This window comes from Streptomyces sp. NPDC059866, assembly GCF_042731325.1.
Taxonomy (GTDB): Bacteria; Actinomycetota; Actinomycetes; order Streptomycetales; family Streptomycetaceae; genus Streptomyces; species Streptomyces flavusporus.
This window is the reverse complement of the sequence record NZ_JBHWJT010000008.1, coordinates 198,173-225,163: the sequence shown is the minus strand read 5'-3', so window position 1 is coordinate 225,163 and position 26,991 is coordinate 198,173. Positions and strand designations below refer to the sequence as shown.

Sequence of the window (26,991 nt, the reverse complement as noted above, 5' to 3'; positions counted from 1 at the left end):
AATTCATGGCACACCGCAATGATCAACGCCCGCTCTGGTGTGACGGGGTGATCCGGTGTGGCGGTCTGAGCTGCGTGCGTTCCTTGGGTCCCGGCGGGCCCGGCTCAGTCCCGAGGACGTGGGCCTGGAGAGCTACGGCACCGTCCGCCGCGTTCCGGGTCTCCGGCGCGAGGAGCTGGCGCGGCTGGCGGGCCTCGGGCCCGACTACTACGTCCGCCTGGAGCAGGGCCGGATCAGACACGGGGTCTCCGACTCCGTCGTGGACGCCCTGGCACGGGTCTTACGGCTGAGCGGCACGGAGCGGGAGCATCTGTACAACCTGACCCACCCTCAACCCCGCCGGCGGCGGACAGCGGCTGACGAACGGGTCTCGACAGGTGTGCTACGGCTGTTGGACGGCCTGGACGACACGCCGGGATACGTGGTGGGGCAGCGGACGCAGCTGCTCGCCTGGAACAGGCCCGCCTCGATGCTGTTCCTCGACTTCGACTCCCTGCCCGTGGCGGAGCGGAACCTCGCCCGCCTGCTGTTCCTCGACCAGTCGGCACGGAAGCTCTTCCGTGACTGGGAACCGGTCGCCCGCGACACTGTCGCCCGGCTGCACCTGGAGGTCGGCCGTCGGCCGTGGGACGGTTCCCTGGCGGCACTGATAGGCGATCTCTCCCGGTCCAGTGCCGCGTTCGAGGCGCTGTGGGACGAGCAGGATGTGACCGACAGACTCTCCGGCAGCTATCACGTCGAGTCCCCCGTGCTCGGCAGCCTGTCCGTCGGCTTCTGCGCGTTGGTGCCGCCCGGCGAACCGGATCAGGCTCTGTACCTCTTCATCCCGGAGCACGAGGCTCCGCGGCGCACAGTAGAGGCGACGGCGGTTGCTCGGCGGGTCGGACGCGGCTGAAGCCGTCACGTGCCGTCTCGGATGTCTCCCGCCCTCTGACGGGGCATGTCCTTCGGCAGCGTCACGCTGTCGAAGAGGGAGTGGAGCCGGCCGGGCTTCGTCATGAGTGCCTCATGGATTCGGAGAGGCGGTGCCCTGATCCTAGGGATCAGGGCACCTCTTCACCATTGAATCAACGGACTAACTCGATATCTGGCCTGTCTTTCTATGGCCTTCGCAGGAACGTGGCCGCTCGTTGGCTCAGCGCTTCACGGCCTTCTTCAGTGCCCGCGCCCGGCGCACCACCCGGCGTGCCGTGGAGTTGCGCGGCAGGAACGACAGGCGCTCCGGGATGCCGCCGGGCAGACCGAGCGAGGTCAGCCGCTTGCGCTTGAAGTAGCGCTGGGTGCGCGGCCCGAGGTGCTGGGAGAGGAAGCGTTCCGCTGCGGGCCTCAGGTCCGCCTTGATCTGCGGCTGCATGGTGAAGCCGACCGCCTCGACCAGGCCGGTCAGCAGCTCGTCCGCGAGCGTCTCCTCGCCCTTGCCGTTCTCCAGGTCCGGCAGCAGCGCGTCGGCCAGGGTGACCGGGAGGCGGTTGCTGTTCTGGTAGGGGGTGAGCCGCTCCAGCAGCGGCGCGGTGCCGATGCGGACGACCGACAGGTCGTAGAACGCGGACGCGGTGAACAGCGCGGTCGAGAAGCAGCCGACGACCAGCGCGGGCCGCGCCTTGGCGAACAGCACCTCCGCGAGCACCGGCGTGTCCAGCACGGTGAGGTCGACGCCGAGCTTCTCGGCCTCGTTCTCCAGGGCGCGGCTGTAGCGGGCCGGCGCGGTGGGGTGCGGCTTGAACACGATGGAGCGGTGCCCGCGGGCCACCGCCCCCCGCATCATCCGCACGTGCAGGTCCTCCTCCTCGGCGGGGGAGAGGATGTTCAGCGCGGACAGGTACTGGCCGAGCAGCAGCGCCGCGCTGTCCGGCAGCAGGGGCAGCTCCCCGGCGGTGTCCGTGAGGCCGCTCATCACCTTCAGGAAGGCGTCCGTCGGCACCATCTGCGCCGGCACGTCGAACTCGGTGAGCAGCAGCGGCGTGAGCCCCGGCACCAGGTCCAGGTGCAGCAGTCGCCGCACCCGGGTGCCGACCAGCGGGTCGATCTTGTTGCGGGTGGGGCCGTAGCTCATCAGCCCGTCGGCGTAGACGATGAGGGGGGCGCCGGTGAAGATCTGGGCCAGCCCGAGCGCCGGGTTGACCTGGATGGACTCCACGACCAGCTCCACCCGGTCGTCGCCCAGCCCCCACAGCAGCCGCAGATGGCGCTCGAACAGCGGCAGGTCGTCGGGGCGCGGCGCCCAGGCACCGGGGTGGAAGGGACGGATCGCCTCGTTGTACGACAGGACGTCGTCGAAGTGGTCGCGCAGCGTGTCGAAGCCCGGCATCTCGTCGACGGCCGGGGTGGTCTCCGGCGTCGCCGAGTTGTTGAACACCAGCAGCACCCGGCGGTCCGCCTCGGCGAAGCAGTCCGAGTCGATGGCGGCGGCCAGGGTCGCGGCGCCGTACAGCGTCGAGACGCAGAAGATCTGGGTGGTACGGGACATCAGGCAGCCGCCTTCGCTGTGGTGACCCGGCGCCGCAGCCGCCGCAGCTTGGAGGCGCGGCGCAGGTCCATGGTGTCGAGTACGTCGCCGAGCGCGTCCTGCGGCATGCGCTTTATCGCCGCCGCGCTCATGATCCGCAGCTGCTTGGCCACGGCCGGTTCGAACTTGTCGATCTCCGACAGGTGGTGGGCGATGATCGCGCAGTAGGTGCGCACCGCCTTGGGCAGCAGCACGTCGGCGTCACGGTCCGCCGCCGTCTCCTCGACGACCTGGTCGAAGGCGCGGATGAAGTCGAGCTGGCGGACGTCACCGATCTGCGTGAGGGAACCGGCGACGCCGCGCCGGTAGAACACGCCGAGCAGGTTCAGCACGGCGAAGGACTCCGCCTCGCGGTGCAGCTTCCAGATCCACGGCCGGTCCTCGGCCGTGCGCAGCCCGTCGGTGAAGTGCAAGACGCCCTTGTCCAGCAGTCGGCGGTGGAAGGCACCCGCCCAGGCGTAGGCGTAGTCCACGGAGGTCGTGCGGTGGGCGGGCAGGATGTGGTCGCGGGGGTTCATCACCTCGTACCGCCGCCCGACGGGCGCACGGGTCACGCTGCGGGCGCGGGCGGTGGCCTGCACATGGTCGGTGCGCACGAAGTCGCAGCCCAGCTCCTCGATGGCCGCCACCAGCTCGGTGTAGTAGCCCGGGGCCAGCCAGTCGTCACCGTCCAGGAAGGTGATGTACTCGCCGGTCGCGGCATCGAGGCCGGTATTGCGAGCGGTGGCCAGCCCTCCGTTTTCCTCTCTGCGGATATAGCGCACCTGAGCGACCGCGGAGAGTTCGTCGGCCGCGCGTTCGAGAATGGCCGGCGTTTCGTCCTTCGATTTGTCATCGACCAGGATGAACTCGAAGTCCGGCCTGGCGTTGGCGCGAAGGCTTCTCAGGTTGTCGGGGGCGTATTGCTGCACGTTGTAGAACGGCACGATCACGGAAAGCTTTGGCACCTGCGAAAGCCTAGGAGGCGGCCCCGCTGTGGAACTTTCCGGTGAGGGTACTGAGGGTGAACTCAATGTGTCGGAACGGTGCATCCCGTGTACTTCCTGGAGTTCGGCGGGGCAGTTCGGCTCTCGGTGGGTTGCTGTTAACTTTTCGTTGAGGCGAGGTTGGCCAGCAACTAGAAATTGCTTCCTAGCGTCTTGGACGTGCCACCAAGTACAACGAAGCCCACGCGGATCGCAGTACTCGCGGACTCCGACACCCGATGGAAATGGGGTGCCCTGACCGCGAGCCGTATCGCTCCGGGCCCGTCCATGGAAGCCGGACCGCAAGGCGAGGCGCAAGTTGCCCCTGCCCTGGACGGATTTCTGCTGCGCGGCCGGGCGACCCCCACCCCCCGCCAACTGGCCGAAGTGGGCGTCCGCGCCGACTCCCTCAGGGAGGTCACGGCCGTCGAGTTCCTGCGGATCATGGCGCAGGAGTCGTACGACGTCCTGGTCCTCTCCCTGGTCGGCGGCGGCGTCCAGGCGATGCTGCACGGCCTCGGGCGTGTCTGGCAGGACCGCGAGACGCGGCCCGTCGTCGTCACCGGCTATGTCGGCGTCGTCTACGAGAAGCTCGCCGACGGCCTCCTGCTGCGGCACGGCGCGGACCTCGTCCTCGCCAACTCCCGCCAGGACGCCGAGCGTTTCCGCGCGGTCTACGACGGGGTCGACGCCGACTCCTCCGCGGTCACCGAGGTGGCACTGCCGTTCCTGGGCGGCGCGAAGTACACCGGCGAGCACGACCCCTACACGGTCGTCTTCGCCGCCCAGCCGTCCGTTCCGGAGAGCCGCAAGGACCGGACGTACCTGCTGGACCGCCTGGTCCAGCACGCGCGGCTGCACCCCGAACGCGAGGTGCTGCTCAAGCTGCGCTCCAAGCCGGGCGAGCACACCACCCACATCGAGGAACTGCCGTACCAGAAGCTGGCGCAGCGGCTCGGCGAGCTGCCCCCCAACTTCAAGCTCGTCTACGGCAACATGGGCGAGGTCCTGGACCGCACGGACCTGCTCGTCACGGTCAGCTCGACGGCCGCGCTGGAGTCCCTCCACCGCCGGATCCCCACCGTCGTCCTCACCGACCTCGGCGTGCGTGAGGTGCTCGGCAACCACCACTTCGTCGGCTCCGGCTGCCTCGCCTCCTGGGACCAGCTCGACGCCGGGCACCGGCCCACTCCGGACGCCGACTGGGTGGCCCGGCAGGGCGTCGCAGCGGACGGCTCGTACGACACGGCCTTCGACGCGGCCCGCGAGCGGATCACCAAGCTGCTCGGCCGGCCCGGCGGACTGCCGCCCCTGACGCCGTACTACACGCCCGCGACCGCCCCCGGCTACCTGCCCGGCATCCTCGCCCGCCACCACCTCGGCCCAGACGGCACCCCGCTGCCCGGTGCCCCCGCCCACGACAAGGAGCCCGGCCCGGTCCGCCAGATAGTCCGCCGCGCCGCCCGCGGCGCCTACCGGCACGGCGTCCAGCGGGTCGCACCCGTCATCCGGCGGATGGGGGAGCTGTGAGCCACGGGACCTCACCTCACGCACGTCAAGGAGTAGAGCCAATGTCCAACCCGGAAGCGGGCCAAGGCGCTGCGGTGCGCCGGGTGCTCGCGGTGATTCCCGCGCGCGGCGGCTCCAAGGGCGTGCCCGCGAAGAACCTCGCCCCGGTCGGCGGCGTTCCGCTGGTGGCCCGCGCGGTGCGCGAGTGCATCGCCAGCCGCCTGGTGACCGACGTCGTCGTCTCCACCGACGACCAGGCCATCGCCGCCGCCGCCCGCTCGGCCGGCGCCGAGGTCGTGCTGCGCCCCGCCGCCATCGCCGGTGACACCGCCACCTCCGAAGCCGCCGTGCTGCACGCCATGGACGCCCACGAGGCGCTGCACGGCTCCCCGGTCGACGCCGTCCTGCTCGTCCAGTGCACCAGCCCGTTCCTCATCCGCGAGGACATCGACGGCGTGGCCGGCGCGGTCGTCGAGAACGGCGCCGACACGGCCGTCACCGTCGCCCCCTTCCACGGCTTCATCTGGCGCGACGCCGACGCCGAGGCCGCGGCCGACAGCGTCGTCACCGCCGCCGACTCGCTCAGCACGGGCGGCGGCTACGGCGTCAACCACGACAAGTCCTTCCGCCCGCGCCGCCAGGACCGCCCCCAGGACCTGCTGGAGACCGGCGCCGCCTACGCGATGAACGCGGCCGGCTTCCGCGAGCACCAGCACCGCTTCTTCGGCCGCACCGAGCTGGTGCGCACCGACCCCGCGCGCGTGCTGGAGATCGACGACCCGCACGACCTCGCCCGCGCCCGGGCCCTCGCGCCGCTGTTCGACGCGGACCGCCCCGGCGCCCTTCCGACCGCCGCCGACATCGACGCGGTCGTACTCGACTTCGACGGCACCCAGACAGACGACCGGGTGCTGATCGATGCCGATGGACGGGAGTTCGTCTCCGTGCACCGCGGAGACGGCCTCGGCATCGCGGCCCTGCGACGCAGCGGCCTGACCATGCTGATCCTGTCCACGGAGCAGAACCCGGTCGTCGCCGCCCGGGCCCGGAAGCTCAAGATTCCGGTGCTGCACGGCATCGACCGGAAAGATCTCGCGCTGAAGCAGTGGTGCGAGGAGCAGGGCATCGCGCCGGAGCGCGTGCTCTACGTCGGCAACGACGTCAACGACCTGCCGTGCTTCGCCCTCGTCGGCTGGCCGGTAGCGGTCGCGAGCGCCCACGACGTGGTACGCGGCGCCGCACGCGCGGTCACCACCGTCCCCGGTGGCGTCGGCGCGATCCGAGAGATCGCCGGCTGGATCCTCGGACCCTCTCTCGACTCTCTCGACCCCTCCACCAAGTAAGGAAAGTTCCTGCCATGAGCACCAACTCCCGCCTGCGTACGTTCGGTTCCCGCGAGGTCGGCCCCGGCAAGCCCGTCTACATCTGCGGCGAGATCGGCATCAACCACAACGGCGAGCTGGAGAACGCCTTCAAGCTCATCGACGTGGCCGCCGAGGCGGGCTGCGACGCGGTCAAGTTCCAGAAGCGCACCCCGGAGATCTGCACCCCGCGCGACCAGTGGGACATCGAGCGCGACACCCCCTGGGGCCGGATGACCTACATCGACTACCGCCACCGCGTGGAGTTCGGTGAGGCCGAGTACCGCCAGATCGACGAGTACTGCAAGGAGAAGGGGATCGACTGGTTCGCCTCCCCGTGGGACACCGAGGCCGTCGCCTTCCTGGAGAAGTTCGACGTCCCGGCCCACAAGGTCGCGTCCGCGTCCCTGACGGACGACGAGCTGCTGAAGGCGCTGCGCGCCACCGGCCGCTCGATCATCCTCTCCACCGGCATGTCGACGCCGAAGCAGATCCGCCACGCGGTCGAGGTCCTGGGCTCGGACAACATCCTCATGTGCCACGCCACCTCCACCTACCCGGCGAAGGCCGAGGAGCTGAACCTCCGCGTGATCAACACGCTGGAGAAGGAGTTCCCGAACGTCCCGATCGGCTACTCCGGCCACGAGACCGGCCTGCAGACCACCCTCGCCGCGGTCGCGCTCGGGGCGACCTTCGTCGAGCGTCACATCACCCTGGACCGCGCCATGTGGGGCTCGGACCAGGCCGCCTCGGTCGAGCCGCAGGGCCTCACGCGCCTCGTGCGCGACATCCGCACCATCGAGGCCTCCCTCGGTGACGGCGTCAAGAAGGTCTACGAGTCCGAGCTGGGCCCGATGAAGAAGCTGCGCCGCGTCCAGGGCGTCGTCGCCGAGGCGGAGATCGCCGCAGCGGCGGGCGAGCCGCTCCAGGTCTGACGTCACCGTCAGCCCCTCACAACCCCACAACGCCCTACGACGGGACGGTCGTACGCCGATGAGCCCCCGCGCCGGGAATGCCGGCCCTCACACTCTCGCCTTCGTCGAGAGTCCGGTACAGCTCCTGAACGTGCTGGAGTGGGCGCATGTCCACGCACCCGGCGCGGGGCTCACGCTCGTGGTCCTCTCGCCCGTCGACCCGATGACCCGCGGCCAGCTGCGCCGGATGGCGGAACTGGCGCGCGAGGAGGGCTACGAGGTCCGCTGGGAGGAGGCGCGCGGCGGCGCGTCGGCACCCTTCCAGACGATCGGCGGGCTCGTGGGGCCGCTGCGCCGTGCGGAACGGATCGTCATGGGCGATCCGTTCTCGCGGTACGTACAACTTCTGCTGACGATCACGCGGGCCAGTGACCTGGTCGTCGTGGACGACGGGACGGCGACGATGGAGTTCGTCACCCAACTCGCCCGCGGTGAACGCCTGGAGCGCTGGCACCGGCGGGGCAGCCGTCCCGGCCCGCGCGATCTGCTCTTCGCCCCGGTGTCGTCCTCCGCCCGGCGCCGCCTGACGCCCGGCGAGCGCCGCCGGGTCGAGATCTTCTCCTCGATGCCGATCGACGAGGCGCCGGGCGGCGTCACCGTCACCGCGAACGACTTCTCCTGGACCCGCACCCGCTTCGGCCCGCCCCGCATCACCAAGAGCGCCGACATGGTCGGCACCTCGCTGGTCGAGACGGGCGTCGTGGACGGCGAGCGGTACATCGACGCCGTACGGTCCCTCGCCAAGGCGCACGGGGCCCGCCGCTACTTCGCCCACCGCCGCGAGAGCACCGACAAACTCCACCGGCTCGCGGTGGAAACGGGCCTGGAGATCGTCCGCCCCGACCTCCCCCTGGAACTCATCGCCCGCCGCGGCCCGGTCGGTCGCACGATCCTCAGCTTCCCGTCCACGGTCGTCCACACCCTCCCGCTGGCCCTCGCCGGCACGGACGTCCGCGTCGCCGTCTGCGACATCAACCCCGAATGGCTCACCCGGACCGCCTCACCGCGCGCCCAGGGCTTCCTGGACGGGGTGACGGGGACGGCCCGCGATGTGCACCGGCTGTCGGCGGTGCGGGCGGTGTAGCGATCCGCGAATGAGAGGATGCGCGGACCGCAGCACTCGCAAGCAGGGGGAGAGGCATGGAGATACTCGTGTTGTCCGGCGTTCTGGCGCTCGTCGTCGGGGGGTGCGTCTGCGTCGTGTGGGCGGAACGGGGCGGCCCGCGCTGGGTACGCGTCGTGGCCGCCGTCACCCGGACGGCCGGCGAGCTGCTGAGCCGCTCCGGAAGTTCACGCAGCCGCTCCGGCTCGGACGACTAGGGATCTGCGGGCCAGCAGGAACGCCCGCGGGCGCTTCTCCTCCTCCTGGGGCTCGCGCACCACACGGGCATGGACGTCGAGGCCGGCCTTCGTCAGGAGATCGGCCACCTTTTCGGGCGTACGCCAGTGGTAGTCGAGGGCGATCTCGTGGCCGAAGCGTTCCGTGAGGTGGAGACGGTCCTCCGTGTCGCCGTACTGAAAGCCCACCAGGACGTGTCCGCCGGGGAGCAGAACGCGGTGGAACTCGGCGAACGCCGCAGGCAGGTGCTCGTCCGGGACGTGGATGATCGAGTACAGCGCCAGCACGCCGGCCAGTGTCCCGTCCGGCAGGTCCAGGCTCGTCATCGAACCCACGTGGAAGCGCAGACCGGGGTGCGCCCGGCGGGCCAGCTCCACCATCCGCGGGGAGACGTCCACACCGAACACCGGGACACCGAGGCCGTCCAGCATCGCCGTGACCCCGCCCGGGCCCGAACCCAGGTCGGCCACGGGGGCGGGGGCGTGCGTGCGGGTCAGATCGGCGAAGGCGCCGATCACGGCCCGGTCCAGGGGCAGGCCGGGGCCGTCGGGGAAGTGGGCCGCGTAGTCGTCGGCCATCGCGTCGTAAGAGCTGCGGGTGGCCTCCAGGAAGGCCGCGTCCAGATCGGTCACGGTCGCGCAGGCTACCGGCGGAGCGCGTGCCGTGGGCGTCCGACAGATGAACGAGAGCGCGCGGGTGGGGCTGGGCGTGGTATGCGTGGAGGAATGCGGTGCCCGTGATCGGCTCAACCGGTAAAAACCGGCGAGTTTACCCACCCAAGTTGATGCCTATGCGTCCGACGGCCAGATTTTCTTCCCCTAACGGGTTGAACTTTTGTTGATCTCGGGTCAGTCGGCCGTCCGGGCGTCCTACCCTTCAGAGGGTGAAGCAACAGATGTCACTGGAGTCCGACGCCGACCTCCCCGGGGCCGCGCTTCCCGGCACGCTGCCCGAGGCGCTGCGTGCCGAACTGGTCGCCTTCCGGCGTGACCTGCACATGCACCCGGAACTCGGCAACCAGGAGTTCCGTACGACCGCCGCGATCAAGGCACGCCTGGAGAAGGCGGGCCTGAAGCCGCGGGTGCTGCCTGTCGGGACCGGGCTCGTATGTGACGTCGGAGCCGACGGCGGTCAGTGGCGCGGCGGTCCCCCCATGCTCGGCTTCCGGGCCGACATCGATGCCCTGCCCATCCCGGACGCCAAGACCGAGTGCCCCTACCGGTCCACCGTGCCCGACCGGGCACACGCCTGCGGGCACGACGTCCACACGACCGTGGTCCTCGGCGCCGGCCTCGTCCTGGCCGAGCTGCACAAGCAGGGACTGCTGCCGCGGCCCGTGCGGCTGGTCTTCCAGCCGGCCGAGGAGGTGCTGCCCGGAGGTGCCGCCGACGCCATCGACTGCGGGGTGCTCGAGGGGGTGGAGCGGATGATCGCCGTGCACTGCGACCCCCGGGTCGACGCCGGGCTGATCGGACTGCGGCAGGGCCCCATCACCTCCGCCTGCGACCGGCTGGAAATCGCCCTGGACGGGCCCGGCGGGCACACCGCCCGGCCCCATCTGACGACCGACCTCGTCACCGCCGTCGCCCGGGTGGTGACCGACGTGCCCGCCCTGGTCGCCCGGCGTGTCGACACCCGCAGCGGGCTCGCCGTGACCTGGGGGCGGATCGAGTCGGGGCACGCCCCGAACGTCATCCCGCAGCACGCCGAGCTCTCCGGAACCGTGCGCTGCCTGGACCTCGACGCCTGGCGGCAGGCCCCCGACATCGTGCACGCGGCGATCGACGAGGTGGCCAATCTGCACCGCGCCAAGTCGGAGATCAACTACGTGCGCGGCGTTCCGCCCGTGGTCAACGAGGCCGAGACGACCGAGCTGCTGCGCGAGGCCATGACCGCGCGGCGCGGGGCCGACTCCGTCGAGGGGACCGACCAGAGCCTCGGCGGCGAGGACTTCTCCTGGTACCTGGAGCAGGTGCCCGGCGCCATGGCCCGGCTCGGCGTGCGCACCCCCGGCGAGCGCACGGTGCGCGATCTGCACCAGGGCGACTTCGATGTCGACGAGTCCGCCATCACCGTCGGCGTGGAGCTCTTCACCGCGGCGGCGCTGGTCCACGGCGGGCGGTAGGCCGGCAGAACGGCAGGAGGGTCGGCCCAGGACGGTCGTTCGACGTCGTTCTCCTCCGGTTGCGGCCTGCCAGGAGTGGGGGCAGCCTGGTGCGCGTAGTGATCAGAGATGCCCTTCACCGCGCCGGGATCGCCCCAGGTGCACACCATTCGAGCCGATGGTTCACAAGGAAGTAACCGGCCACCGGCACGAATGGATAACGGCCACGCAGAAGCCCGTTCCCAGGAGTGTCTACGCGCGTTAATGTGCGCCGAACCGAGCACCCACTGCGGGGCTTTGGAGAATGGGGAACTTCAGATGCGTCGGATATCCAAACTGACCCGCGTCGCGGTGGGGGTCGCGTCGCTCGCACTCGCTGCCACGGCCTGCGGTGGCACCAGTGGTGACAGCGGCGACGAGTCCAAGGAGAACCTGGGCCTCGCCATCGCGTACGACATCGGCGGCAAGGGCGACCAGTCCTTCAACGACGCCGCGTACGCCGGTCTGCAGAAGGCCGCGAAGGAGTTCGGCTACAAGACCGCCGACATCGAGCCCACCGAGGGTGAGACCGACGCCGACAAGGAGCAGCGCCTGGCCTCCCTCGCCAAGCAGGGCTACAACCCTGTCATCGGCGTCGGCTTCGCCTACGGGCCCGCCATGCAGGCCGTGGCCGAGAAGTACCCGGACACCACGTTCGGCATCGTCGACTCGGTCGTCGAGGGCGACAATGTGGCCTCCCTCGTGTTCGCCGAGGAGCAGGCGTCCTACCTCGCCGGTGTCGCTGCTGCCAAGGCCACCAAGACCAACACCGTGGGCTTCGTCGGCGGTGTGGACATTCCGCTGATCCACAAGTTCGAGGCCGGCTACAAGCAGGGCGTCGAGGAGACCAACCCGGACGTCAAGGTCGTCTCGCAGTACCTGACGCAGACTGCCGAGGAGGGTGGCTTCTCCAGCCCCGACAAGGGCAAGGCCGCCGCCGAGGGTCAGATCGAGAAGAAGGCCGACGTCGTCTACCAGGCGGCGGGTCTGTCCGGGCAGGGTGTCATCGAGGCCGCGGCCAAGGCCAAGGTGTGGGCGATCGGCGTCGACTCGGACCAGTACCAGCAGGAAGCGCTGTCGGCGTACAAGGACTTCATCCTCACCTCCGCGCTCAAGGACGTCGGCGGTGCGGTGTACACGCTGGCCGAGTCCGTCGAGAACGACAAGCCGCTGACCGGCACCCAGACGTTCGACCTGAAGGTGAACGGCGTCGGACTGTCCGAGAGCAACCCGGAGTTCGCGAAGATCGCCGGTCTCCAGGACGCCGTGAACGAGGCCAAGGAAGGCATCATCGGCGGCTCCATCAAGGTCAAGACCGAGTAGCAGACGCGGTCGGATCGATGAGAAGCGGGTGGGCGCAGGAGCGTCCGCCCGCTTCCTGGTATGCCTGCGGCGGCCTGTGCCGCTGTGTGGGGGGCTGGTGTCGCGCCTACTGACGGTGGGTGGGTCGGGGCCGCGCCGGGGGGTGCCCGTCCTCGGTCTGCCGACGGGTTTCTTGGTGGGGTGGGCCGGCGTTCACGGCAGCCGCTGCGGGCGGGCACCCCCAGCACGTCCCCTTCCGCCGTGGGCGAGTGCGGCCCGTCGTCACCGGCTGCCATGTTCCGTTTGCAGGCGGCAAGGCCGTGACCTGGGGTCTGAGTGGTATTGGCCACGGGCGCATAACAAGGTGGACAGAAGGGGTTTTCAGGCAGGTCTACGCGCGTTAATCTGCGGCGAAGCCAGCGCCGAAGCCGAACCGTCCGGCGCTTGTACGACAGGAGCACCACACATGCGCCGGGTTTCCCGCATCGCGGTCGCAGGCGCAGCGACCGCATCCCTCGCCCTCGCTCTGTCCGCCTGCGGCGGCACCTCGACCGAGGGTTCGTCCTCCGGGTCGGACGACAAGGGCCTCGCCATCGCCTACGACGTCGGCGGAAAGGGCGACCAGTCCTTCAACGACGCCGCTTACGCGGGCCTGGAGCAGGCGAAGAAGGAGTTCGACTACGAGACGGCCGACATCGAGCCCACCGAGGGGGAGACGGACGCCGACAAGGCGCAGCGTCTGTCGTCGCTGGCGAAGCAGGGCTACAACCCGGTGATCGGTGTCGGCTACGCGTACGCGCCGGCCGTCAAGGAGGTCGCGGAGAAGTACCCCGACACCACCTTCGGCATTGTCGACGACTCCCAGGTCCAGGCGGACAACGTGGCGGACCTGGTCTTCTCCGAGGAGCAGGCCTCGTATCTCGCGGGGGTCGCCGCTGCCAAGAGCACCAAGTCGAACGTCGTCGGCTTCGTCGGTGGTGTGGACATCCCGCTGATCCACAAGTTCGAGGCCGGCTACAAGCAGGGCGTCGAGGACACGAGTGGTGGCAAGGTCAAGGTTGTCTCGCAGTACCTGACGCAGACTGCCGAGGAGGGTGGCTTCTCCAGCCCCGACAAGGGCAAGACCGCCGCCGAGGGGCAGATCGAGAAGAAGGCCGACGTCGTGTACGCGGCGGCCGGTCTGTCCGGTCAGGGTGTGATCGAGGCCGCCGCCGCCAACAAGGTGTGGGCGATCGGTGTCGACTCCGACCAGTACAAGCAGGAAGCCCTCGCCAAGTACAAGGACTACATCCTGACCTCGGCGACGAAGGACGTCGCCAAGGCTGTGTTCGGCCTGGCGAAGTCGGTCGAGGACGGCAAGCCCGTGACCGGTATCGTCAAGGGCGATCTGAAGACCGGCGAGGTCGGGCTCGCGGACTCCAACCCGGAGTTCGCCGACGACGCCGAGCTCCAGGAAGCCATCGAGACGGCCAAGGAGAAGATCATCAGCGGCGAGATCAAGGTCAAGAGCAGCTGACAGGGTACGACTTCGAGCAGTCAGTAACCGCGGGGTTACGTGCGCTCAACGGGGTATGGGGAGGCTGTCTCCCTGTACCCCGTTGTCTCGGCGCGTCACCCCCTTTGTATGCCGTAGGGGCGCTACGCGCGTAGACGACCCCCGTCCCCAGGAGAGTGCGCCATCAACGCGTCCAGCAGCCCTCCGGCCGGAGCGGCGGTCAACGGTCAGGCGACCGCCGTCGAACTCGCCGGGATCACCAAGCGTTTCCCGGGCGTCGTGGCCAACCACGACATCCACCTCAGCGTCCGCAAGGGCACCGTCCACGCCCTCGTCGGCGAGAACGGTGCCGGCAAGTCGACGCTGATGAAGATCCTCTACGGCATGCAGAAGCCGGACGAGGGCACGATCACGATCGACGGCGAGCAGGTCAGCCTGCACAGCCCCGCCGACGCCATCGCCCGCGGCATCGGCATGGTGCACCAGCACTTCATGCTGGCCGACAACCTCACCGTGCTCGAGAACGTGGTGCTGGGCAGCGAGAAGCTGTACGGCATCGGCGCCAAGGCCCGCCGCAAGATCAAGGAGATCTCCGAGCGGTACGGCCTCGGGGTGCGCCCCGACGTTCTGGTCGAGGAGCTCGGCGTCGCCGCCCGCCAGCGGGTGGAGATCCTCAAGGTTCTGTACCGGGGTGCCACCACGCTGATCCTGGACGAGCCGACGGCCGTCCTGGTGCCGCAGGAGGTGGACGCGCTCTTCGACAACCTGCGCGAGCTCAAGGCGGAGGGCCTGTCGGTCATCTTCATCTCCCACAAGCTGGGCGAGGTGCTGTCCGTCGCGGACGAGATCACCGTCATCCGGCGCGGTACGACGGTCGGTACGGCCGTCCCCGCCGAGACCACCCCGCGCCAGCTCGCCGAGATGATGGTGGGCAGTGAACTGCCCACGCCGGAGACCGCGGAGTCGACGGTCACCGACCGTCCCGTCATCACGGTCGAGAAGCTGCGCCTGGAGGCGGCCGGCGGCAAGGCCCTCCTGGACGACATCACCTTCACCATCCACGCCGGCGAGGTCCTGGGCATCGCCGGTGTCGAGGGCAACGGCCAGACCGAGCTGGTCGACGCGCTGATCGGTCTCAAGCACGCCGACTCCGGCACCATCCGGCTCGGCGACGAGGAGATCACCGGCTGGGCCACCCGCAAGCGCCGCGAGCAGGGCGTCGGCTACATCCCCGAGGACCGCCACCGCCACGGCCTGCTCCTGGAGGCCCCCCTCTGGGAGAACCGCATACTCGGCCACGTCACCGAGAAGCCCAACGCCAAGGGCGTCTGGCTCGACCCGAAGGCCGCGCAGGCGGACACCCGCCGCATCGTCGAGGCGTACGACGTCCGCACCCCCGGCATCGACGTCACCGCCGCCTCCCTGTCCGGCGGCAACCAGCAGAAGCTGATCGTCGGCCGCGAGATGAGCCACAAGCCGCGCTTCCTGATCGCCGCGCACCCCACCCGCGGTGTGGACGTCGGCGCGCAGGCCGCGATTTGGGACCACATCCGTGAGGCCCGCCGCGAGGGCCTGGCCGTGCTGTTGATCTCCGCCGACCTGGACGAGCTGATCGGCCTGTCCGACACACTCCGGGTGATCTACAACGGCAGGCTGGTCGCCGACGCCGACCCGGCCACGATCACTCCCGAGGAGCTCGGTTCGGCCATGACCGGTGCCGCGACCGGACACCTCGAACACGAAGAGACCCCCGAGTCCGGCAAAGACGAGGCCCGCTGATGAAGAAGTTCGACAAGGAGCGTGTGCTCCTCGCCGTGGCCGGACCGGTCATCGCGCTCGCCGTGGCCTTCGTGCTGAGCGCGATCGTGCTGATCGCCTCGGGCAAGAACCCGGTCGAGCCGTTCGCCGTGATGTTCGAGCAGGCCGGTTTCTCCGACATCCAGGTCCTGATCATCAACCAGGCCTCGATGTACTACATCGCGGCGCTCGCGGTCGCCATCGGCTTCCGGATGAACCTGTTCAACATCGGCGTCGACGGCCAGTACCAGCTCGGCGCCATGCTGGCCGCGATCGTCGGCGCCCACATGAACCTGCCGGCCGCGATCCAGATCCCGCTGCTGCTCCTCACCGCCGTGTTCACCGGCGCCTTCTGGGCCGGCATCGCCGGTGTCCTCAAGGTCACCCGGGGCGTCAGCGAGGTCGTCGCGACCATCATGCTCAACGCGATCGCGACCTCCGTCATCGGCTACCTGTGGCTGCCGACCGTCTTCGGCGTCAAGGTCGGCAACAACAACACCACCGGCGAGATGCACGAGTCGGGCTGGGTGCCCGGCATCGACATGGGCGCCGCCGGCGAGATCTACGGCCTGGTCGTCCTCGCCGTACTTCTCGGCATCGGCTACTGGGTCGTCCTCAACCGCACCCGCTTCGGCTTCGACCTGCGCGCCTCCGGCGCCTCGGAGACCGCCGCCTCGGCCAGCGGCGTGGACCCCAAGCGCATGGTCCTCACCGCGATGCTCATCTCCGGCGCCATCGCCGGACTCGCGGGCCTGCCGATCCTGCTCGGCGACACCCACACCTACAGCCTCAACTTCCCCACCGGCATCGGCTTCCTCGGCATCGGCATCGCCCTGCTCGGCCGTAACAGCCCCGTCGGTATCGCCTTCGCCGCCCTGCTGTGGGCGTGGCTCGACAAGGCCTCGCCCGAGCTGGACTTCCACGGCTACGACAAGGAGATCGCGGTCATCATGCAGGGCCTGATCGTGCTGTCGGTCGTCGTCTCCTACGAGGCCGTCCGCGAATGGGGTCTGCGCCGCCAGCAGCGCCGGGTCGGCGCCGAACTGGCCGCCGGTCACGTCCTCGGCGCCCACAACACCACGAAGGAGGTGGCTGGCCGATGACCACCGCGACCGACGTCAACCAGCCCACGCTGCAGCCCGCGGCGCCGACCGGCCGCCGGATGTCCTGGCCGGTGCTGCTCCTGGTCATCGCCGGAGCCCTGGCGCTGATCTCGATCGTCCGCATCATCACCGGCGCCGACGGCATCACCAACGTCAGCCAGATGTCCACCGCGCTCCAGCTCGCCGTGCCGATCGGCCTCGCCGGTCTCGGCGGCCTCTGGGCCGAGCGCGCGGGCGTCGTCAACATCGGCCTCGAGGGCATGATGATCCTCGGCACCTGGTTCGGTGCCTGGGCCGGATTCCAGTGGGGCCCGTGGACCGGTGTCCTGGTCGGTATCCTCGGCGGCGCGATCGGCGGCCTGCTGCACGCCTTCGTGACCGTCACCTTCAACGTCAACCACATCGTCTCCGGTGTGGCGATCAACATCCTCGCCCTCGGCGCCACCCGCTACCTCGCGCCCCTCGCCTTCGAGGGCCACGCGGGAGGCTCCGCCAAGCAGTCCCCGGCGGTGGAATCCCTCGGTCACTTCACCGTGCCGGGACTCTCCGACGGCCTGCGGGATCTGAACAACCAGGGCTGGTTCCTGATCTCCGACATCGCGGGCCTGCTCGGCGGCCTGGTCACCAACGTCTCCTGGCTGACCCTGATCGCCGTCGCGCTCGTCCCGGCGACCTGGTGGATCCTGTGGCGTACGGCCTTCGGCCTGCGGCTGCGTTCCTGCGGTGAGAACCCGGTCGCGGCCGAGTCCCTCGGCGTGAACGTCTACAAGTACAAGTACCTGGCCGTGATCATCTCCGGCGGCCTGGCCGGCCTGGGCGGCGTGTTCCTCTCCATCGTGGCCAACCCCTTCTACCTGGAGGGCCAGGTCAGCGGCCGTGGTTACATCGGTCTCGCCGCGATGATCTTCGGCAACTGGATGCCGGGCGGACTCGCCATCGGCGCGGGCCTGTTCGGCTACACCGACAGCCTCAACCTGCGTGGCGGCTCCGAGAACGTCCACGCACTGCTGCTGCTCGGCGCCCTGCTGCTGATCATCGGCGCGATCTGGCTGGTGGTCCGGAAGAAGTACGTCCAGGCCGTGATCACGCTGGTCGTCGGCGCCCTGGTCTTCGCCTGGTACGCCGGCACCAACGAGGTCCCCAACCAGGTCGTCTCCGCCACGCCGTACGTCATCACGCTGGTCGTCCTCGCCCTGTCGGCGCAACGGCTGCGGATGCCGAAGGCGGACGGTCTGCCGTACCGGAAGGGACAAGGCAAGTGACGCCCGCGGTCGACTGGGACGCCCTGCGGGAGGTGGCGCGCGAGGCCATGAGCCACGCGTACGCCCCCTACTCGGGGTACCCGGTCGGCGTCGCGGCCCTCGTCGACGACGGCCGGACGGTCACCGGCTGCAACGTCGAGAACGCCTCGTACGGCCTCGGCCTGTGCGCCGAGTGCGGGCTGGTCTCGGAACTGCAGCGCACCGGGGGCGGCCGCCTCACGCACTTCACCTGCGTGGACGGCAGGGGCGAGATCCTCGTCCCGTGCGGCCGCTGCCGGCAGCTGTTGTACGAGTTCGGCGGCCCCGACCTGCTGCTGGAGACACCGGCGGGCATCCTGCCGCTGTCGGAGATGCTGCCGCAGGCCTTCGGGCCGGGGCACCTGAGCTCGTAACTCCCGTACGGCCCCTGGGACTCGACTCGCAGGGGCCGTACTCTTCGCAATCCCCGGAAGGAAAGCCAGCCATGGCCATGGACGCCATCTCCGTCATCCGCACCAAGCGGGACCGCGGTGAGCTCAGCGACGAGCAGATCGACTGGGTCATCGACGCGTACACGCGCGGCGAGGTCGCCGACGAGCAGATGTCGGCCCTCGCGATGGCCATCCTGCTCAACGGCATGAACCGGCGTGAGATCGCCCGCTGGACCGCCGCGATGATCGCCTCCGGCGAGCGTATGGACTTCTCGTCGCTGTCCCGTCCGACGGCGGACAAGCACTCGACGGGCGGGGTGGGCGACAAGATCACCCTCCCGCTGGCCCCGCTGGTGGCGGCCTGCGGTGCGGCCGTCCCGCAGCTGTCGGGCCGGGGCCTCGGCCACACGGGCGGCACGCTGGACAAGCTGGAGTCGATCCCCGGCTGGCGGGCCCTGCTCTCCAACGAGGAGATGCTGTCGGTCCTGGACGGCGTCGGCGCCGTGATCTGCGCGGCGGGCGACGGACTGGCCCCGGCGGACAAGAAGCTGTACGCACTGCGCGACGTGACCGGCACGGTGGAGGCGATCCCGCTGATCGCCTCGTCGATCATGTCGAAGAAGATCGCGGAGGGCACGGGCTCGCTGGTCCTGGACGTGAAGGTCGGCACGGGCGCCTTCATGAAGACGATCGAGGACGCGCGCGAGCTGGCGTCCACGATGGTGGGCCTGGGCACTGACCACGGCGTGAAGACGGTGGCCCTCCTGACGGACATGTCGACCCCGCTCGGCCTGACGGCGGGCAACGCGCTCGAGGTCCGCGAGTCGGTGGAGGTCCTGGCGGGCGGCGGACCCTCTGATGTGGTCGAGCTGACGATCGCCCTGGCCCGCGAAATGCTGGATGCCGCCGGGGTGAAGGACGCCGACCCGGCGAAGGCTCTGGCCGACGGCTCGGCGATGGACGTCTGGCGGCGCATGATCGCGGCGCAGGGCGGAGACCCGGACGCGGAGCTGCCGGTGGCGCGTGAGCAGCACGTGGTCAAGGCGCCGTCCTCCGGTGTCCTGACCCGCCTCGACGCCTACGGCATCGGCGTCGGCGCCTGGCGCCTGGGCGCCGGGCGCGCCCGCAAGGAGGACCCGGTACAGGCGGGCGCGGGCGTCGAGATGCACGCCAAGCCGGGCGACACGGTCACCGAGGGCCAGCCCCTGCTGACGCTGCACACGGACACGCCGGAGCGGTTCGAGTACGCGTTGCAGGCGGTGGAGGGCTCGTACGACATCGCGGCGCCCGGAACGGACTTCACGCCGTCGCCGGTGGTGCTGGAACGTATCGCCTGACCTGGAGTTTTCACGTTCGAGTGAACGGGATCGGTGGACCGGCGCCGGTCCCGTTCGGCGTGTACCGGGTTCTTCGCGCGGACAAGTCCGGCGAGCCGGTCTTGTTGCCCGCACCCTTCGACCTGCTGCTCGATACTGGCAAGTTCCCCGACTTCGGAGTCAACCCAGCAGCGCCGCAACCACCACCAACACCGGCACCGAAAGCAGCGTCGACAACAGGATCGCCTCCCGCGCCAGCGTCTCGCCCACCCGGTAGCGGCTCGCGTACGTGAAGAGGTTCTGGGCGGCCGGCAGTGCCGACGTCACCACCACGTCGAGCAGGGCCGCATCGCGCAGGCCGAAGACGCCCGCCGCCAATGCCCAGGCGGCGAGCGGCTGGACGACCGACTTGAGGCCCACGGCGAGAAGCACCGCGCCCCGTTCCGCGCCGCGCAGCGGAAGCGTGCTGCCGCGCAGGGAGATGCCGAAGGCGAGGAGTACGGCGGGGACCGACATGTTCCCGATCAAAGTCAGCGGATCCATGATCGGGCCCGGAAGCTCCGCGCCCGCCGCCGACACCGCCACCCCGGTCAGCGAACCCACCGCAATCGGATTGCGCAGCGGAGTCAGCAGGCGCTTCCACAGCGGCCCCTGCCCACCTCCGCCGGTCAGATCCAGGATCGTCAACGCGACGGGTGTGACCCCGACGAGCTGGAACAGCAGTACCGGCGCCACCAGCGACGCATCGCCCAGCACGTACACGGCGATAGGAATGCCGAGATTGCCGGAGTTGACGTAGCTCGAGCACAGCGCGCCGATCGTCGTACGCCCCACACCCCAGCGGCGTACGACTCCCACCGCCACGAAGACCGCCGCCACCGCTGCCGTGCTCAACGCCGTGACCAGTAGGCGGCTGGAGAAGATCATCGACAGATCGGTCCGCGCGAGCGTGGTGAAGAGCAGGGCCGGTGACGCCACGTGGAACGCGAGCTTGGTGAGCACCTCGCGGCCCTGGTCACCGAGGTGGCCGCCGCGGCCGATCGCGTAGCCCACACCGATGACGACGGCGATGACCGCGAACCCGCTCAACACCCCCTGCATCGCGCCTCCGTGGCGGGCCGGAAAGCGTCGGGCAGCACGCGCGGTGGCGATCCATGGGGCATACAGCCAACCCTCCGGGGCAGGAGGGCGGCGGGTCAATATGATCCTGAACTGCGGACACCCGGCGGTCTGCGGCAGCCCACGACCTCGGCCCCGATGAATTCCACCCGCCCGCCCGGTCTACCGCATGTGAATGCCATGCCACCCGCCGAAATCGTGCTCGCCGGCCCCGTCACCCGGGATGAGGTGACCGGGCTCTGCGATGACGTGCGGGCGTTGCTGCAGGCCACCGGGGCGGCGGTCGTGGTGTGTGACGTCGGAGGGCTCGGGCCGCCGGGGCTGGCCGCCGTGGATCTGCTGGCGCGGCTGGAGTTGGCGGCCAAGCGGGCCGGGGGGAGGATCCGGCTGCGGGATCCCGATCCTGCCCTACACGCCCTCCTCGACCTGGTCGGCCTCCGCTTCGAGATGGAGGGGCAGCCCGAACAACGGGAACCAGCGCTTGGTGTCGAGGAAGCAGTGGAACCCGGTGATCCGGCCGTCTGAGATCTCCAGCACCTGCACGGCCCAGGGAGTGAAGCCGCCCGCCTCGGGGTCCGGCTTGTACTGGGCGAAGCCCGGCAACCCGTTGACCTGGACCGGCACCAGACGCGAGCCCGCGCAGGGGGCGCCGAGCGTCGTCATGAAGCCCGTGATGTCCTTGACACCGGTCAGCCACAGGTCGAAGGGCGGCATCGTCATGACGGCGTCCTCGTGCAGCAGGGCCGTGAGCGCCGTCATGTCGTAGCCCTCGAAGGCCGCGACATACCGCTCCAGAAGCTTCTGCTGCTCCTCGTCCAAGGGATCGGAGAGCGCCGCCTCGGCGCCCTTGTCCTCCCGCTCCGCGAGGGTCGCCCGGGCCCGCTGCAGGGCGCTGTTGACCGACGCGACCGACGTGCCGAGGAGCTCGGCGACCTCGCTCGCCTTCCAGGTCAGCACCTCGCGCAGGATCAGCACCGCCCGCTGCTTGGGCGGCAGTTGCTGCAGGGCCGCCATGAAGGCAAGGCGCACCGACTCCTTGGCGACCGCCGCCTCGGCCGGGTCGTCGGTCGTGGGCAGCACGCGGCTGTCCGGCACCGGCTCCAGCCAGGTGTTGTCCGGGCGGGGGGACAGGGCCGCCTGGGCAAGCGGCGTCGACTCGGAGAGATCCATCGGCCTGGCCCGCTTGTTGCCCGCGTTCAGCATGTCCAGGCAGACGTTCGTCGCGATCCGGTAGAGCCAGGAGCGGATGCTGGAGCGCCCCTCGAACTTGTCGAAGCTGCGCCAGGCACGGACCAGGGTGTCCTGCACCGCGTCCTCGGCCTCGAAGGAGGAGCCGAGCATGCGGTAGCAGTAGCCGGTCAGCTCGACTCGGTGCTTTTCCAGTGTGGCGTCGAGGTCCGTCGTCGTCGCCGTGCCGTTGCTCATGGTCCACCCACCCCTGTGGCCGTTCCTGCCCGTACGCGCCTTTGCGCTCAGCACTTCGGAAGCTACCGCAGCCCACTGACAATGACCCCCAGAGTAGGAAAAGGGGCAGGTCAGATGGGGTGAGTGGGGAGATGCGCGGCATTGCGCCAGGAGGCGGGTCGCGCAGCCCGGCGCTGGAAGGATGCCGCCGTGCCCACCCGTGCTGCCCTCGGGCCCTCAAGGCACTGCCCGCGGCAGATCGACCGGTCCCGCAGTCGCGCACGGCGGGAAGGGGACGTGTCGGGGGGTGTCCGCCCGCAGCGGCTGCCGTGAACGCCCGGCACCCCGCGAGGAACCAGCCCGGCAGACCGAGGACGGACACCCCCCGGCGCGGCCCCGCCCCACCCACAGCCGGAAGGCGCGACAGCAACCAAAGCACCCACCCGCGCAGGCCGCCGCAGGCACCCCCGCCTACGCCACCCGCGCAGGCACCCCCACCTACGCCACCCGCAGGCCGCTGCAGGCACCCCCGCCTACGCCACCCGCGCAGCCACCCGAGCCGCCCGCGAGCCCAGCCCGGTGATCCCCACAACACCCAGCACCGCCAGCAGCCCGACCCCGACCGTCCCGGCCCAGCCGCCCGCGTGGAAGGCGATCGCCCCCACCGTGCTGCCCGCGCTGGACCCGACGTAGTACGCCGACTGATACAGCGCCGCCGCCTGGGCGCGCCCCTGCGTGGCCGTCTTGCTGACCGCGGAGGACGCGACCGCGTGCCCCGCGAAGAAGCCGCCGGTGATCAGGACCAGACCCAGCAGGACCAGCGCGAGCGACCCCGCCAGGGACAGCAGCAGACCCGTCGCCGTGGTGCCGCCCGCCAGGTAGAGCGCACCCCGGCGGCCGAGCCGGCCGACCAGCCGGCCCGCGGCCGACGCCGACACCGTACCGACCAGGTAGACCAGGAAGATCGAGCCGACGATGCCCTGGGGAAGCGAGAACGGGTCCTCGGTCAGGCGGTAGCCGATCACCGTGTAGACGCCGCCGAACACCGTCATGAACAGGGCGCCGATCGCGTACAGACGGCGCAGCAGCGGGTCGGCGAGGTGGGCGCGGACCGTGCCGGCCAGGACACGCGGGCGCAGCGAGCCCGGCGTGAAGTGCTTCGGCGCCGGGAGCAGGAGGCGGAAGGCGATCGCGCAGGCCACGGCCACCACTCCGAGGGCGCCGAGCGCGACCCGCCAGCCCCACTCCTGCGCCACCCAGCCGGTGATGACCCGGCCGCTCATCCCGCCGACGCTGTTGCCCGCGACGAACAGGCCGATCGCGGTGACCAGCGCCCTGGGCCGGACCTCCTCCGCGAGATACGCGGTCGCCGACGCCGGCAGCCCGGCCAGCGCCGCGCCCTGCACCGCCCGCAGTGCCACCAGCGCGCCCATCGAGGGAGCGAAGGGGACCAGCAGGGCGACCGTCACCGCGACCGCCAGCGACGCGGTCATGACCGTACGCCGCCCGAAGCGCTCCGACAGGGCGCTCATCGGGAGGACGAACAGCGCCAGAGCGCCGGTCGAGGCTGCCACCGTCCAGCTGGCCTCGCTCGCCGTCACACCGAAGTCCCCCGACATCAGGGGGAGCAGAGCCTGCGTGGAGTAGAGAAGCGCGAAGGTCGCGACACCCGCGAGGAAGAGAGCGAGGCTCATCCGCCGGTAGCCGGGCCCGCCGGGGGCCATACGGGAATCGGCGGCAGAAACGGCAGGAACAGAGGCAGCGGCGCCCACGATCGTGGACGCCCCGGTATCGGCGGGGTTCATACCTCGAACCTAAGGACCCGACCATTCATCCGTCCAATGCATGGAATTGTCATAATCGTTCCCATGAAGCATCAGCAGAGGTCACAGGCGCGACTGTCACCAAGCAGTGACACAGAAGACATCGTCGCGCTGCTCGCGCCGCGCCTGGCTCACTTCGCCGGAGTCGCCCGCACCGAGCACGTCACCCGCGCCGCGCAGGAGATGAACGTCCCTCAGTCGACCCTCTCGCGCGCCATGGTGCGCCTCGAACAGGACCTGGGCGTCGACCTGTTCGCCCGGCGCGGCCGGACCGTGTCGCTGACGACCGCCGGCCGGACCTTCCTCGCCTCCGTCGAACGCGCCCTCGCCGAGATCGAGCGGGCCGCCGAGGAGGTGCGCGCCGACGCCGACCCGGCCACCGGGAAGGTTGCGTTCGGTTTTCTGCACACCATGGGCGCCGAGACCGTGCCCGGCCTGCTGCACGCCTTCCGGGCCGACCACCCGGGGGTCCGGTTCAGCCTCGTCCAGAACTACGGCGAGGCGATGCTGGAGCGGCTGCGCGCGGGGGAGCTGGACCTGTGTCTGACCTCGCCCGTCCCGGACGCCTCCGGCCTGGTCGCCCGCCGCCTCGACGAACAGAAGCTGCGCCTCGTCGTCCCGGCCGACCACCGTCTGGCCGGCCGTCGGAGGATCCGGCTGGCCGAGGCCGCCGAGGAGATGTTCGTGACTCTGGAACCCGGCTACGGCATGCGCCGGATCACCGACGACTTGTGCCAGGAGGCCGGTTTCAAGCCGCGGATCGCCTTCGAGGGCGAGGAGGCGGAGACGCTGAGAGGGCTCGTCGCCGCAGGTCTCGGGGTCGCGCTGCTGCCGCCGCCGGCGGTGCCGCGTCCAGGTGTCGTCGAGCTGACGGTCACCGCCCCGCGCGCGGCGCGCGAGATCGGCGTCGCCTGGCTGGACGGCCGCCCGGACACACCCCCGGTGGCGGCGTTCAAGAAGTTCCTGCTGTCACGACGCGGGCATCTGCTGCCCGACTGAGCCGTCCTGTCACCCTCAGGCGAAGCCAGCGAAGCCAGCGAAGCCAGCGAAGCAGGTGAAGCAGGTGAAGCAGGTGAAGCAGGCGAACAGGCCCTACCGCCGCAGCGACCGGCCGAACCCCGCGGCCAGCGGCATCCGCAGCCCCAGCGGCGGCGGTGCGGCGAGCGCGTCCTGGACCGGACGGGAGAGGGGGTGCCCGAACAGCGCTCCCATGGTGAAGTCCTCGGCAAGGGCCAGTACTTCGTCGCGGTGCTGGTGCAACCCGTGCCGGTCGGAGTGGACTTCGAAGCGGCAGACGTCCCGGTTCACCTTCTTCGCGCGGGCCGCGTACCGGAAGGACAGCTCGGGGTCGGTGCGCTCGTCGTTGGTGCCGTGCACGATCAGCACCTGCCGGCCGACGAGCTGTTTCACCGGTTCGGGTGGCGCCGCGACATCGTCCTCCGGCAGCCAAGGGGCGAGTGCCAGCACGGAGTTGACGGCCTCGTGACCACCCGCGTGCAGCGCGGCCCGCCCGCCCATGTCGATGCCGGCCAGGCAGACCGGCACGTCGCCGTAGCGCCGTACCGCTTCGTCGGCCGCCCAGGAGGCGTCGCGGGCGAGATGGGCCTCGTTGCCGTTCCAGCCGCGGTAGCGGTAGTGCACGACGTGTGCGACGAGGCCCTCGTCGTGGCCGGCGCGCACCAGGCGGCGCCCCAGCCCCCGTACGGACGCGGCCGCGAGCAGGGGGGACGGCCGGCGGGCGGAGACCTCGTCGCCGCCGGGGAGCAGCAGCACCACCCCGTTCACCGCCGTCGGTTCCGGACCGAGCGCCCGCCCCAGCCGGGGCGCGCGGACCGGCGTCACTTCCTGTGCCATGACAGAACAGTGTCAGAAGCGCCGGTGTACACCACCCGTCCGCACGGTCACCGTTACGTATCGACGGTTTCGTACAACGGCGATCTACGCGCGTAGGAGTTAGAGTGCGGAAATGACGAGCCAGACTGACCGGATGAGGCACACCCCGAGCCCGGACCAGATCCGCCGGGCGCCCAAGGTTCTCCTGCACGACCACCTCGACGGCGGGCTGCGCCCCGGCACCGTCGTCGAACTCGCCCGGAAGACGGGCTATCAGGAACTCCCCGAGTCCGACCCCGACAAGCTCGGCCTCTGGTTCCGCGAGGCCGCCGACTCCGGATCCCTGGAGCGGTACCTGGAGACCTTCTCCCACACCGTCGGCGTCATGCAGACCCGCGAGGCCCTCGTCCGGGTCGCCGCCGAGTGCGCCGAGGACCTCGCCGAGGACGGCGTCGTCTATGCCGAGGTGCGGTACGCCCCCGAGCAGCACCTGGAGGGCGGGCTCACCCTCGAGGAGGTCGTCGAGGCCGTCAACGAGGGCTTCCGGGAGGGTGAACGGATCGCCCGCGCAGGTGGCCACCGCATCCGCGTCGGCGCCCTGCTCACCGCCATGCGGCATGCCGCCCGCGCCCTGGAGATCGCCGAACTCGCCAACCGCTACCGGGACTCGGGGGTCGTCGGCTTCGACATCGCGGGCGCCGAGGCCGGCTACCCGCCCACCCGGCACCTCGACGCCTTCGAGTACCTCAAGCGCGAGAACAACCACTTCACCATTCACGCCGGCGAGGCCTTCGGCCTGCCGTCCATCTGGCAGGCCCTCCAGTGGTGCGGTGCCGACCGGCTCGGGCACGGGGTGCGGATCATCGACGACATCGAGGTCGCCGAGGACGGCTCCGTCAAGCTCGGCCGGCTCGCCTCGTACGTCCGCGACAAGCGCATCCCGCTGGAGCTGTGCCCCAGCTCCAACCTCCAGACCGGCGCGGCCAACTCCTACGCCGAGCACCCCATCGGCCTGCTGCGCCGCCTGCACTTCCGCGCGACCGTGAACACCGACAACCGGTTGATGTCCCACACCAGCATGAGCCGGGAATTCGAGCACCTTGTCGATGCATTCGGTTACACGCTCGACGACCTGCAGTGGTTCTCGGTCAATGCTATGAAGTCAGCATTCATTCCTTTCGATGAACGACTGGCAATGATCAATGACGTGATCAAGCCCGGATATGCAGAGCTGAAGTCCGAATGGCTGTTCCAGCAGACCGCCTCCACCAGCGGTTCTGCACCCCGGAAAGGCTGACCGGGGACGGTAAATGTGGGCGGGCATTCACAA

General features: G+C 70.1%; 24 protein-coding genes. 17 read left to right on the top strand and 7 right to left on the bottom strand.

Annotation, left to right across the window (positions count from 1 at the left end; translation table 11 throughout):
* Nucleotides 1-55: 55 nt before the first annotated feature.
* A complete protein-coding gene (locus ACFV7R_RS14990) occupies nucleotides 56-895 on the top strand; it encodes a helix-turn-helix transcriptional regulator (protein ID WP_385263635.1) in 840 nt (279 codons plus the stop codon).
* Between the two features lie 240 nt (nucleotides 896-1,135).
* Here the strand turns inward: ACFV7R_RS14990 and ACFV7R_RS14985 are convergent, their stop codons facing one another.
* On the bottom strand, nucleotides 1,136-2,467 hold the full coding sequence (locus ACFV7R_RS14985) for an alpha-2,8-polysialyltransferase family protein (protein WP_385263633.1): 1,332 nt from the start codon (nucleotides 2,465-2,467) through the stop codon (nucleotides 1,136-1,138).
* The gene (locus ACFV7R_RS14980; RefSeq protein ID WP_224734562.1) at nucleotides 2,467-3,453 is read right to left on the bottom strand and encodes a glycosyltransferase family 2 protein; all 987 of its coding nucleotides are present in this window, start codon (nucleotides 3,451-3,453) and stop codon (nucleotides 2,467-2,469) included. Before ACFV7R_RS14980 ends, ACFV7R_RS14985 begins: the two co-directional genes overlap by 1 nt.
* A 198-nt stretch (nucleotides 3,454-3,651) precedes the next feature.
* Here ACFV7R_RS14980 and ACFV7R_RS14975 point away from each other — a divergent pair, with 198 nt between their 5' ends.
* From ACFV7R_RS14975 to ACFV7R_RS14955, 5 genes are read left to right on the top strand one after another with little or no spacing between them, the layout of a single operon-like run.
* Nucleotides 3,652-5,001: a DUF6716 putative glycosyltransferase gene (locus tag ACFV7R_RS14975; RefSeq protein WP_385263632.1), complete on the top strand. Its 1,350-nt coding sequence runs from the start codon at nucleotides 3,652-3,654 to the stop codon at nucleotides 4,999-5,001.
* 41 nt (nucleotides 5,002-5,042) lie between these two features.
* Complete coding sequence (locus ACFV7R_RS14970) at nucleotides 5,043-6,323, top strand: cytidylyltransferase domain-containing protein (protein WP_385263630.1); 1,281 nt, start codon at nucleotides 5,043-5,045, stop codon at nucleotides 6,321-6,323.
* Nucleotides 6,324-6,337: 14 nt separating this feature from the next.
* Nucleotides 6,338-7,276 (top strand): N-acetylneuraminate synthase family protein, encoded by a 939-nt coding sequence (locus ACFV7R_RS14965; protein WP_224735114.1) that lies wholly within the window; start codon nucleotides 6,338-6,340, stop codon nucleotides 7,274-7,276.
* A gap of 58 nt (nucleotides 7,277-7,334) precedes the next feature.
* Nucleotides 7,335-8,399, top strand: a complete 1,065-nt coding sequence (locus tag ACFV7R_RS14960; protein WP_385263629.1) for a hypothetical protein — start codon at nucleotides 7,335-7,337, stop codon at nucleotides 8,397-8,399.
* A 56-nt stretch (nucleotides 8,400-8,455) separates the two neighbouring features.
* Nucleotides 8,456-8,635 (top strand): hypothetical protein, encoded by a 180-nt coding sequence (locus tag ACFV7R_RS14955; protein ID WP_129801984.1) that lies wholly within the window; start codon nucleotides 8,456-8,458, stop codon nucleotides 8,633-8,635.
* On the opposite strand, the gene ACFV7R_RS14950 is transcribed toward ACFV7R_RS14955, so the two are convergent.
* Entirely contained in the window at nucleotides 8,606-9,232 is a 627-nt protein-coding gene (locus ACFV7R_RS14950; protein WP_385263799.1) for a methyltransferase domain-containing protein, read from the bottom strand. The genes ACFV7R_RS14955 and ACFV7R_RS14950 overlap by 30 nt on opposite strands.
* A gap of 317 nt (nucleotides 9,233-9,549) precedes the next feature.
* Between ACFV7R_RS14950 and ACFV7R_RS14945 the strand changes: the two genes are divergently transcribed.
* From ACFV7R_RS14945 to ACFV7R_RS14910, 8 genes are all read left to right on the top strand, one after another.
* Complete coding sequence (locus tag ACFV7R_RS14945; protein WP_385263797.1) at nucleotides 9,550-10,779, top strand: M20 family metallopeptidase; 1,230 nt, start codon at nucleotides 9,550-9,552, stop codon at nucleotides 10,777-10,779.
* Nucleotides 10,780-11,076: 297 nt separating this feature from the next.
* Complete coding sequence (locus ACFV7R_RS14940) at nucleotides 11,077-12,120, top strand: BMP family protein (protein WP_385263627.1); 1,044 nt, start codon at nucleotides 11,077-11,079, stop codon at nucleotides 12,118-12,120.
* Between the two features lie 445 nt (nucleotides 12,121-12,565).
* The gene (locus ACFV7R_RS14935; RefSeq protein ID WP_385263626.1) at nucleotides 12,566-13,615 is read left to right on the top strand and encodes a BMP family protein; all 1,050 of its coding nucleotides are present in this window, start codon (nucleotides 12,566-12,568) and stop codon (nucleotides 13,613-13,615) included.
* A gap of 162 nt (nucleotides 13,616-13,777) precedes the next feature.
* On the top strand, nucleotides 13,778-15,373 hold the full coding sequence (locus ACFV7R_RS14930; protein WP_385263796.1) for an ABC transporter ATP-binding protein: 1,596 nt from the start codon (nucleotides 13,778-13,780) through the stop codon (nucleotides 15,371-15,373).
* Nucleotides 15,373-16,494 (top strand): ABC transporter permease, encoded by a 1,122-nt coding sequence (locus ACFV7R_RS14925; protein WP_385263625.1) that lies wholly within the window; start codon nucleotides 15,373-15,375, stop codon nucleotides 16,492-16,494. Before ACFV7R_RS14930 ends, ACFV7R_RS14925 begins: the two co-directional genes overlap by 1 nt.
* Nucleotides 16,491-17,756, top strand: coding sequence for an ABC transporter permease (locus ACFV7R_RS14920; RefSeq protein ID WP_385263624.1), 1,266 nt, complete (start codon nucleotides 16,491-16,493; stop codon nucleotides 17,754-17,756). Before ACFV7R_RS14925 ends, ACFV7R_RS14920 begins: the two co-directional genes overlap by 4 nt.
* Nucleotides 17,753-18,148: a cytidine deaminase gene (locus ACFV7R_RS14915; RefSeq protein WP_385263623.1), complete on the top strand. Its 396-nt coding sequence runs from the start codon at nucleotides 17,753-17,755 to the stop codon at nucleotides 18,146-18,148. Before ACFV7R_RS14920 ends, ACFV7R_RS14915 begins: the two co-directional genes overlap by 4 nt.
* A 71-nt stretch (nucleotides 18,149-18,219) precedes the next feature.
* Nucleotides 18,220-19,503 carry a thymidine phosphorylase gene (locus tag ACFV7R_RS14910; RefSeq protein ID WP_385263622.1) on the top strand — a complete coding sequence of 428 codons (1,284 nt, stop codon included), beginning with the start codon at nucleotides 18,220-18,222 and terminating at the stop codon, nucleotides 19,501-19,503.
* Between the two features lie 159 nt (nucleotides 19,504-19,662).
* Here ACFV7R_RS14910 and ACFV7R_RS14905 read toward each other — a convergent pair whose 3' ends face one another.
* The gene (locus ACFV7R_RS14905) at nucleotides 19,663-20,583 is read right to left on the bottom strand and encodes an AEC family transporter (protein WP_385263620.1); all 921 of its coding nucleotides are present in this window, start codon (nucleotides 20,581-20,583) and stop codon (nucleotides 19,663-19,665) included.
* A gap of 156 nt (nucleotides 20,584-20,739) precedes the next feature.
* Here ACFV7R_RS14905 and ACFV7R_RS14900 point away from each other — a divergent pair, with 156 nt between their 5' ends.
* Nucleotides 20,740-21,126 (top strand): STAS domain-containing protein, encoded by a 387-nt coding sequence (locus ACFV7R_RS14900; RefSeq protein ID WP_385263618.1) that lies wholly within the window; start codon nucleotides 20,740-20,742, stop codon nucleotides 21,124-21,126.
* Here ACFV7R_RS14900 and ACFV7R_RS14895 read toward each other — a convergent pair.
* Together ACFV7R_RS14895 and ACFV7R_RS14890 are read right to left on the bottom strand one after the other, a co-directional pair.
* On the bottom strand, nucleotides 21,010-22,026 hold the full coding sequence (locus ACFV7R_RS14895) for a sigma-70 family RNA polymerase sigma factor (protein ID WP_385263617.1): 1,017 nt from the start codon (nucleotides 22,024-22,026) through the stop codon (nucleotides 21,010-21,012). The two genes, ACFV7R_RS14900 and ACFV7R_RS14895, sit on opposite strands and share 117 nt — an antisense overlap.
* 512 nt (nucleotides 22,027-22,538) lie before the next feature.
* The gene (locus ACFV7R_RS14890) at nucleotides 22,539-23,810 is read right to left on the bottom strand and encodes an MFS transporter (RefSeq protein WP_385263616.1); all 1,272 of its coding nucleotides are present in this window, start codon (nucleotides 23,808-23,810) and stop codon (nucleotides 22,539-22,541) included.
* Between the two features lie 63 nt (nucleotides 23,811-23,873).
* On the opposite strand from ACFV7R_RS14890, the gene ACFV7R_RS14885 reads away from it, so the two are divergent.
* Nucleotides 23,874-24,827 carry a LysR substrate-binding domain-containing protein gene (locus ACFV7R_RS14885; RefSeq protein WP_385263614.1) on the top strand — a complete coding sequence of 318 codons (954 nt, stop codon included), beginning with the start codon at nucleotides 23,874-23,876 and terminating at the stop codon, nucleotides 24,825-24,827.
* 93 nt (nucleotides 24,828-24,920) lie between these two features.
* Here ACFV7R_RS14885 and ACFV7R_RS14880 read toward each other — a convergent pair whose 3' ends face one another.
* Nucleotides 24,921-25,682 (bottom strand): alpha/beta hydrolase, encoded by a 762-nt coding sequence (locus tag ACFV7R_RS14880; protein WP_385263613.1) that lies wholly within the window; start codon nucleotides 25,680-25,682, stop codon nucleotides 24,921-24,923.
* Between the two features lie 112 nt (nucleotides 25,683-25,794).
* Between ACFV7R_RS14880 and ACFV7R_RS14875 the strand changes: the two genes are divergently transcribed.
* Nucleotides 25,795-26,958 carry an adenosine deaminase gene (locus ACFV7R_RS14875; protein ID WP_385263612.1) on the top strand — a complete coding sequence of 388 codons (1,164 nt, stop codon included), beginning with the start codon at nucleotides 25,795-25,797 and terminating at the stop codon, nucleotides 26,956-26,958.
* The last annotated feature ends 33 nt before the right edge of the window (nucleotides 26,959-26,991 follow it).